The following is a 7,658-nucleotide window of genomic DNA, read 5'->3' on the forward strand; positions in this document are numbered from 1 at the left end:
CGGAAACGCAGCCCTCAAGCCCGGAAAGACAACAGCCACTCAAGCCCGCAGCCGGATGACCAGGGTGGCCGCGGTGACGGTGCCGAGGACGACGTAGCTGCGCTTGTCGTAGCGGGTCGTGACGGCGCGGGAGTTCTTCAGCTTGTTGATGGCCCTCTCGACAGTGTTGCGCTTCTTGCACCGATCCTCGTCGAAGCCGGGTGGCCGTCCGCCGTGTGATCGCTTTGCGCACGCGGGCGGCCCGGCTGTCTGCCTTCTCCGGGATCGTGTGCCGAATGCCGCGCCGCCGCAGATACTCGCGGCAAGGACCGTTGCTGTAGGCCTAATAGGCGCCGAGGGTCGGCTGCGACGCTCTCCGGCTTAACCGGCGCGCATGGCGAGCTGGACTGGTCGAGGTGCGCGGTCGACTCGGTGAACATGCGGGCCCTGAAAGGGGAAACTGGCAGGTCCGAATCCTGTGGGGCAAGTACGGGTCGAGGATCCACCTGCTCACCGAACGCACCGGTTTAACCCTGTCGCTCGCGATTCCCGGGGCCAACGTCCACGACAGCCAGGCTTTGATCCCGCTCACCGAAGCCATCCCGCCGATCGGCTCCGGGCGCGGCCCCAGGCGACGCAGGCCCGGCAAACTGCATGGCGACCAAGCCTATGACCACCGCTTCGTCCGCGCCTTCCTGCGCCGTCGGCGGATTCCAAGCCCGCATCGCCCGCCGAGGCGTCGAGTCCTCCCAGCGCCTCGGCCGGCATCGCTGGGTGACCGAGCGCACCGTCGCCTGGCTCAGCGGCTTCCGCCGGCTCCACCGCCGCTACGAACGCACGGGCGACCACTTCGCCGCCTTCGCCAGCATCGCAGCAGCCATCCTCTGCACCCGCAGACTCTCCGAATGAGATGTCCTGTCAGCCCCAGTTCTGCAGCTGCTGGAGCAGCTCGGCGTCGCCCTCCACCCGCGCCGAGCCGGCCGGGATGCGCATGTACATGAGCAGAGCCATCTCACTCGCCGTGCCGTAGATGGCCGCAGTGGGCTTGCTCTCGGCGGCCTCCGCCGCGGTGAGGCGGGTGAAGCGGGAACCGGCGGCGTCCACCGTCTGGCGCCAGGAGCCGGCCTCGGCTGCGTGGTAGTCCATGGTGGCGGGCTCGCCCGGCCACGGGACCGTGCCGGTGCAGACGGTGGCGAGGAACTCATCGATGGCGTCGACCGCCTCGGTCGTCGGCAGCTCCTGAGGGGTACCGGAGGCCAGCTGGGCGTCGTAGGTGTGGATCAGCGTCTCCGGGACGCGGCGGCGGGCCACGGCGGCCACCGTGTGCGGCGAGGCCAGCGGCTCCCACCAGGCCCAGCAGCCCCGGTCCGGGCCGGCCTCGCGCAGAGCAATGAGCAGCTGCTCCGTCGAATCGGCCAGCCAGGTTGTGAGGGCCTCGCGCTCCCTGGGCGCCGCCAGCCCGTCCTTGCTCGGCCGCTCGTCGCCCGGCGCGGTGTTCAGCACGATGTGGGCCCAGAAGCGGTCCCCCTCACTGAGGTGGTTCGCCAGGTCGTACAGCGTCCAGCCCGGGCAGGACGGGACGTCGGCGTCGAGGCTGGGGGCCGCGGCGACGGCGGCGCGGAACGCGGCGGACCGCTCGTCGATCATCCGCAGCAGGGTGGGGAAGTAGGGATGCTCAGTCACGCTGACCTTGTATCACCCGGACCGGAACTCTCGCACTCGCTTTAAGGCCCCCAAATGAGATGTCCTCCTAGCCGCCGCAGCCACCACCGCCGCCGGTGCCGCGCTCCCGGTTCTCAGCCTTGCCGAAGTGCACCGGGGGAAAGCGCCTGCTGCTCGGAGGGTTGTGGTGCCGGTGGCGTTGTGCAGGATCAGCACCTCGATGCCGGACACGCCAGCGATCGCCAGGGTGGCGAGGTGACCGTCACCGCTGTGCTCGCTGCCGACGCCGGCTTGCTGGCCGACCGCACGCTCATCGAGGTCAAGGGCGCTCGCCACCCCGCCGATTCGAGAAGGCCATCGCAGGTCCTCGACTCCTACCCCCGCCCGCGACCTCTCACAGCTGCGCTGCTTCGTTCACGTTGCGAGGCTCGGTGTGACCGCACCTCAGGTCCATGACCCGGCGTGGAACGTGGTCAGGTTGACCCGGAGCGCGGAATCATCCCCGGGCCGGGCCGGGTCGCCCGGCTCGGGGAACGGAGGTCCTACTGGGTGCGGATGACCGCGGCGTGGCCGATGGTCACCTCGGTCCTCTCGTCGCCGAGGACGATCAGGCGTACGGCGTTGGTGAAGCCGCTGGTGGCGCGCGGGTCGTAGGCGTAGGCGCCGGTCTCGTCCCGGGTGGGCCGGCCCTGGTTGTCGGTGGTGATCTGCTCGTTGAGGAAGCCGACGGCGACGGCGGGCCTGCTCGGGTCCGAGGGGATGCGGAAGGGGAGGTTGGCCGGCCACAGCGCGGGGATGTCGACCTGTCTGGCGCCCATCAGGGAGAGGTGACCGCCGGCGGTGCCGGAGAACTGGACGGCCTTTCCGGGCTGGCTAAGTGGTCGGCGTCGCAATTCCTTCGGGGGTTGGTCAGGTTGTGAGGGCTGTGGAGGATTCTTCTGGGTGATCGGCGGCATGTCGGTCGAGCCTGGCCAGTAAATCGTTCAGGTCGGAGGTGGTGAACTTCCACTGGAACGGCTGTGCCGTGGCGTTGTAGCGGTCTTCGAATGCTCGGAGCCGGTCCGAGACCTGCTTCAGGTCGGTGAAGTCGCTGGGTGAGACGACCTTGCGTTGGACGACGGAGAAGAAGATCTCCACCTGGTTCAACCAGGAGGCGTGGACGGGGGTGTGGACGAGCACGGCGGTCGGGTGGGCCGATGCCAGCCGGTCGGCGGCTTTTCGGCCGCGGTGGGAGGAGCCGTTGTCCACGACCCAGAACACGCGCTTCGCGCTAGCGTACGGCTCCTGGCTCATGACCTGGTTGACCAGGGCCATGAAGGGGGAGATGCCAGTGGTTGGCTCGCAGCGGCCGAAGACCTTCGCGTGGTGGACGTCGTAGGCGGCGAGATAGGCCAGGGCCCCGCCGCGGCCGTAGGTGTGGTTCACCCGCATCGTCCTGGCCTGCCCGGGGGTCAGGGTGGGGTGACAGCGGCAGCGGGCCTGGACTGAGGTTTTCTCGTCGGCACTGATCACGTACTCGTCCGCACCGAGCGCCTCGCCCTGCCAGGTGCGGGCGTACAGGTCAAGGAGGCGCTCGGCCTTGGGGCGGAAGGCGGGGTCGGTGATGAAGATCCAGGACTGGTACTGCCAGGGCTTGAGCGCGTCCTGCTTGAGAAAGCGCCGCACGGTGGAGGCGGAGATTGTGCCGACGATGGCCCGGGCGACCGCCTTGCGCGCCAGTTCCGGGGCCGACCAGCGTGCGAGCGGTGTGCCGCTCTCGGCGGGCAACTGGCAGGCGAGGGCCTTGACCTGGGCAGCCTGCAGCGGCGTGAAGGAGGCGGGACGGCCGGACCGCTTGAGGTCGCCGAGGGCGGGCAGCCGAGATGCGGCGAAGCGGCCGCGCCACGTACGGACGGTGTCCAGGTGCAGCCCGGTCTCACGGGCGATGCGGGCGTTGGACCGGCCCCGGGCCGCGTGCAGCACGACGTGGGCGCGCTGCCGGATCCGGTGCTCGGTCCTGTGGCCGTAGGCCATTTTCTTCAACCGCTCCCGCTCGGAGGCGGTCAGGGTTATCGGGCAGGCCGAGGGAACGGGCAAGGCAGGCAGGCCGATCGCGAGAAGTGGATGACGGTAGGTCGACGGCACGCGCCCTTCCTGCGCGGTGCCGCCCTGTACCGCGTCTTTGGTCAGTTGGTGGCCGTCAGTGCCTCGCGTGCGGTGGTGAGGATCTTCTCGGAGAGCGGGGAGCCCTTGGTGGCGCGGGACAGGATGAGTGCGCCGAGCATGGTGCAGAGCCGGGTGATGCCGTCCTGGTCCTCGGTGGCGAGCCAGTCGGCGAAGTCGCCGACTCCCTGGGTGTAGACGCGGCGGGCCTCGCCGTCTGCGCCGTCGCGGGCCATGTCGCCGGCGAGTGCGGCGGCGGGGCAGCCGTCCGCGGCGCTGTCGCGGTGCTCGGTGGAGAGGTAGGCGTCGATCAGCGCCCGCTGGGCGGCGTCGCGCTGTCCGGCGTACTGGTCGAGGCCGTCCTTGTGGTGGCGGGCGAGTTCGGCGAAGGCGTGGGCGGTGGCTTCGTCGACGAGTGCCTCCTTGGAGGTGAACTGCTTGTAGAAGCCGCCGTGGGTCAGGCCGGAGGCCTTCATCAGGTCGGCGACGCTGACGTGGGTTCCCTGTTCCCGAAAGAGCCGGGAGGCGGTCTCCACGACCCGTCGGCGGTTGTCCCGTGCCTGTGCCTGCGATACGCGGCCCATCGGTCACCCTCTCAGTTGGATGTCGAGTCGAATCTATTCTAGACTCCAGTTTAGATGTTGGATGAAATCTATCGTGGCGGTCAGCTGCCGCCCACTACGTCGGGAGTGCTCATGGAACTGAAGAACGCGGTCGCGGTGGTCACTGGCGCCAACCGGGGGCTCGGGCGGCATCTTGCCGCCCAGCTCGTGGAGCGCGGGGCCAAGGTGTACGCGGCGGCCCGCCGCCCCGAGACGGTGGACCTTCCGGGCGTCGTCCCGCTGCGGCTGGACGTTACCGACGCGGAGTCGATCCGGGCGGCGGCCCGCATCGCCGCCGACGCGACGCTGCTGGTCAACAACGCGGGCATCTCCACCGGAACGCCGCTGATCGCGGGCAGCCCGGACGCGGTGCGCTTGGAAATGGAGGTGAACTTCTTCGGCCCTCTCGCCGTGACGCGGGCTTTCGCCCCGGTCATCGAGTCCAACGGCGGCGGCGGCGTGCTCAACGTGCTGTCGGTCCTGTCCTGGCTGCACCCGGCCGGCCTCGGCGCATACGCTGCGGCGAAGGCGGCGGCATGGGCGCTGACCGGCGCGGTCCGAGAGGAACTGGCGCCCCGCGGCATCACGGTGACGGCGCTGCACGTCGGGTACATGGACACCGACATGGCCGCCGGCGTTCCCGCCGACCAGAAGGCAAACCCCGCCGAGGTCGCCACCCAGGCCCTGTCCGCCGTGGAGGCGGGCCTGCCCGAGGTCCTCGCCGACGAGACCACCCGGTACGTCAAGCAGAGCCTGGCCACGTCGCCGAACGCGGCGTGAGAAGCACTCCGCCGCATCGGCGTGGGGCGCCGTGAACCAGCAGTGACTAGCAGAAAGTGGCTCGTACCGGGGCAGGCCCGGAAGCGAGCGGAGATCGCGTTCGGGTACGGACGGGACACGGAGACGGAGAGATGAAGACCTACCTGATCGAGAAGTACGGCGACCAGTCGGCGGTGCACGCCGCCGAGCTGCCCGATCCGCAGCCGGGTCCCGAGGATGTCCTGGTCGAGATCCACGCGGCGAGCGTCAACCCGCTGGACTTCAAGATCCGCGACGGCGCCTTCAAGAGGATCCTGCCGTACCGCCTTCCGCTCGTCCTGGGCAACGACCTCGCCGGAGTGGTGGTCCGGGTCGGCTCGTCGGTCACCCGCTTCGCGGTGGGCGACGAGGTCTACGCCCGGCCCGACAAGGATCGCATCGGCACCTTCGCCGAACTCATCGCCGTCCACCAGGACGACCTGGCCCCCAAACCCGCCGTCCTCACCATGGCGCAGGCCGCCTCCCTCCCGCTGGTCGCCCTCACCTCCTGGCAGGCGCTGGTAGAGAAGGCGCAGGTCCGGCCGGGCCAGAAAGTCCTGATCCACGCGGGCTCCGGCGGAGTGGGCACCATCGCCCTCCAGCTGGCCAGGCACCTGGGCGCACATGTGGCCACCACCGCGAGCGCGGCCAACGCCGACCTGGTCAAGGAACTCGGCGCGGACGTGGTCATCGACTACCGCGCCCAGGACTTCGAGCAGCTCCTGGACGGCTACGACGTCGTCCTGGACACCCTCGGCGGCGAGACCCTGGAGAAGTCGCTGCGGGTCCTTAAGCCTGGCGGGAAGGTCATCAGCATCGCCGGGCCGCCCGACGCGGACTTCGCCCGCGAGCTCGGCGCAAACCCGCTCCTGCGGCAGGCGATGAACGCGCTGAGCTTCAGGACCCGGCGCCGTGCCAAGCGCCACGGCGTCACCTACTCGTTCCTGTTCATGAAGGCCGACGGCGGCCAGCTGCGCGAACTCACCCGGTTCGTCGACGCCGGGCAGATCCACCCCGTCGTCGACCGGGTCTTCCCCTTCGACCGGACCCGCGACGCCATGGAGTACGCCGAGAAGGGCCGCGCGAAGGCCGGCAAAGTCGTCATCGCGATGGAGTGAGGTCTGCCGGCCGGTCCCCGCCTCCACCTGACCGGCCGGCCTCGGCAGACGAGTGGATCCCCCTCCCCGCCACCACAGGAATCGACCAGAGGTGCACCGCGCGCCCCTCCCACTCATCCGGCCGCCGGCCCCGCGCCCGCAGTCGGAAGACCGGGAAGCCGTCCTGCGCACACCCGCGAGGACGAAGCGGCCGGAGCGAGGCCGCGGTAGATCCGAGACCGAAGGGCACACCCATGAACGACACACATGAAGGTAGCGGCGGCACGGTGATGTCCTACCGGGACGCACCGACCCGCACCGTCACCGCCGACCAAGTGACCTTCGCCTACCGCGACCTCGGCCCCCGGTCCGGCATCCCGGTGATCTTCCTCACCCATCTTGCCGCGGTACTCGACAACTGGGATCCCCGTGTCGTCGACGGCATCGCCGCCAGGCACCGGGTGATCACGTTCGACAACAGGGGCGTCGGCGCGTCCACCGGTTCGACACCCAAGACCATCGAGAAAATGGCCGACGACGCCGTCACCTTCATCCGGGCACTCGAGCTCGACCAGGTGGACATCCTCGGCTTCTCGATGGGCGGGATGGTCGCCCAGGTGATCGCACAGAACGAACCGCAACTCGTTCGCAGGCTGATCCTCGCGGGCACAGGACCCGCCGGTGGCAAGGGTATTAAGAACGTGACCCGGATCTCCCACCTCGACACCCTCCGAGCACTGCTCACCCTCCAAGATCCGAAGCAGTACCTCTTCTTCACCCGTACCGCGAACGGACGCCGGGCCGGCAAGGAGTTCCTGGCCCGGCTGAAGGAGCGAACGCAACACCGGGACAAGGCGATCTCCCCCATCTCCTATCTCTCCCAGCTCAAGGCCATCCACCGATGGGGCCTGCAGGCGCCGGCCGACATGTCCCGCATCCACCAGCCGGTCCTGGTGGCCAACGGCGAGAGCGACCGGATGGTGCCGAGCGAGAACACCCTCGACCTCGCCGCACGACTGCCCCGGGGCGAACTCGTCCCCCTCTACCCGGACGCCGGACACGGCGGGATCTTCCAGTTCCACGACGCGTTCGTGGTGCGCGCCCTCGCATTCCTCGAGGCACGCCCCGACGCCTGACCGCCGATGCCACACCCCCGCAGTCCCACGCTGAGCGCACCCGCGACGAGGCGAGCCAGCCTCCGATCAGACACCCTCCCGCCCACCTGCAGTGCCACCACCCCCCGAGAACTCCCTCGGTACCACATGTCGGCCACCCACCACGAGAACGCCGATGCCCAGTCTCGAAGTCAACCCCCGAAGGACTTACGACGCAGACCACTAGGGCCTGTGTGATGTTGTGATCAGTTGAGCGGTCGCAC

The 7,658-nt window shown here is 69.4% G+C and carries 7 protein-coding genes and 2 pseudogenes; 4 read left to right on the top strand and 5 right to left on the bottom strand.

Going from position 1 to position 7,658, the window contains the following annotated elements; genetic code table 11:
- Positions 1-39 precede the first annotated feature (39 nt).
- Positions 40-322: pseudogene (locus tag AA75_RS46425) on the bottom strand (IS5/IS1182 family transposase); the annotation flags it as partial.
- A 38-nt stretch (positions 323-360) separates the two neighbouring features.
- Here AA75_RS46425 and AA75_RS48385 point away from each other — a divergent pair.
- Positions 361-888: pseudogene (locus AA75_RS48385) on the top strand (IS5 family transposase); the annotation flags it as partial.
- Positions 889-897: 9 nt separating this feature from the next.
- Here AA75_RS48385 and AA75_RS34955 read toward each other — a convergent pair.
- The 4 genes from AA75_RS34955 to AA75_RS34970 form a co-directional block, all read right to left on the bottom strand.
- Positions 898-1,662, bottom strand: coding sequence for a maleylpyruvate isomerase family mycothiol-dependent enzyme (locus AA75_RS34955; RefSeq protein ID WP_033824398.1), 765 nt, complete (start codon positions 1,660-1,662; stop codon positions 898-900).
- Positions 1,663-2,183: 521 nt separating this feature from the next.
- Positions 2,184-2,459 (bottom strand): hypothetical protein, encoded by a 276-nt coding sequence (locus tag AA75_RS34960; RefSeq protein ID WP_033824399.1) that lies wholly within the window; start codon positions 2,457-2,459, stop codon positions 2,184-2,186.
- Between the two features lie 91 nt (positions 2,460-2,550).
- Positions 2,551-3,654: an IS630 family transposase gene (locus AA75_RS34965; RefSeq protein WP_051813992.1), complete on the bottom strand. Its 1,104-nt coding sequence runs from the start codon at positions 3,652-3,654 to the stop codon at positions 2,551-2,553.
- A 152-nt stretch (positions 3,655-3,806) separates the two neighbouring features.
- Positions 3,807-4,367, bottom strand: coding sequence for a TetR/AcrR family transcriptional regulator (locus AA75_RS34970; RefSeq protein ID WP_033824400.1), 561 nt, complete (start codon positions 4,365-4,367; stop codon positions 3,807-3,809).
- 111 nt (positions 4,368-4,478) lie between these two features.
- On the opposite strand from AA75_RS34970, the gene AA75_RS34975 reads away from it, so the two are divergent.
- From AA75_RS34975 to AA75_RS34985, 3 genes are all read left to right on the top strand, one after another.
- Positions 4,479-5,165 carry an SDR family oxidoreductase gene (locus AA75_RS34975; protein WP_033824401.1) on the top strand — a complete coding sequence of 229 codons (687 nt, stop codon included), beginning with the start codon at positions 4,479-4,481 and terminating at the stop codon, positions 5,163-5,165.
- Positions 5,166-5,296: 131 nt separating this feature from the next.
- Positions 5,297-6,301 carry an NADP-dependent oxidoreductase gene (locus AA75_RS34980; protein ID WP_033824402.1) on the top strand — a complete coding sequence of 335 codons (1,005 nt, stop codon included), beginning with the start codon at positions 5,297-5,299 and terminating at the stop codon, positions 6,299-6,301.
- 233 nt (positions 6,302-6,534) lie between these two features.
- Positions 6,535-7,416 (top strand): alpha/beta fold hydrolase, encoded by an 882-nt coding sequence (locus AA75_RS34985; RefSeq protein ID WP_033824403.1) that lies wholly within the window; start codon positions 6,535-6,537, stop codon positions 7,414-7,416.
- The last annotated feature ends 242 nt before the right edge of the window (positions 7,417-7,658 follow it).

The organism is Kitasatospora sp. MBT63, assembly GCF_000710465.2.
In the GTDB taxonomy this organism is placed as follows: Bacteria; Actinomycetota; Actinomycetes; order Streptomycetales; family Streptomycetaceae; genus Kitasatospora.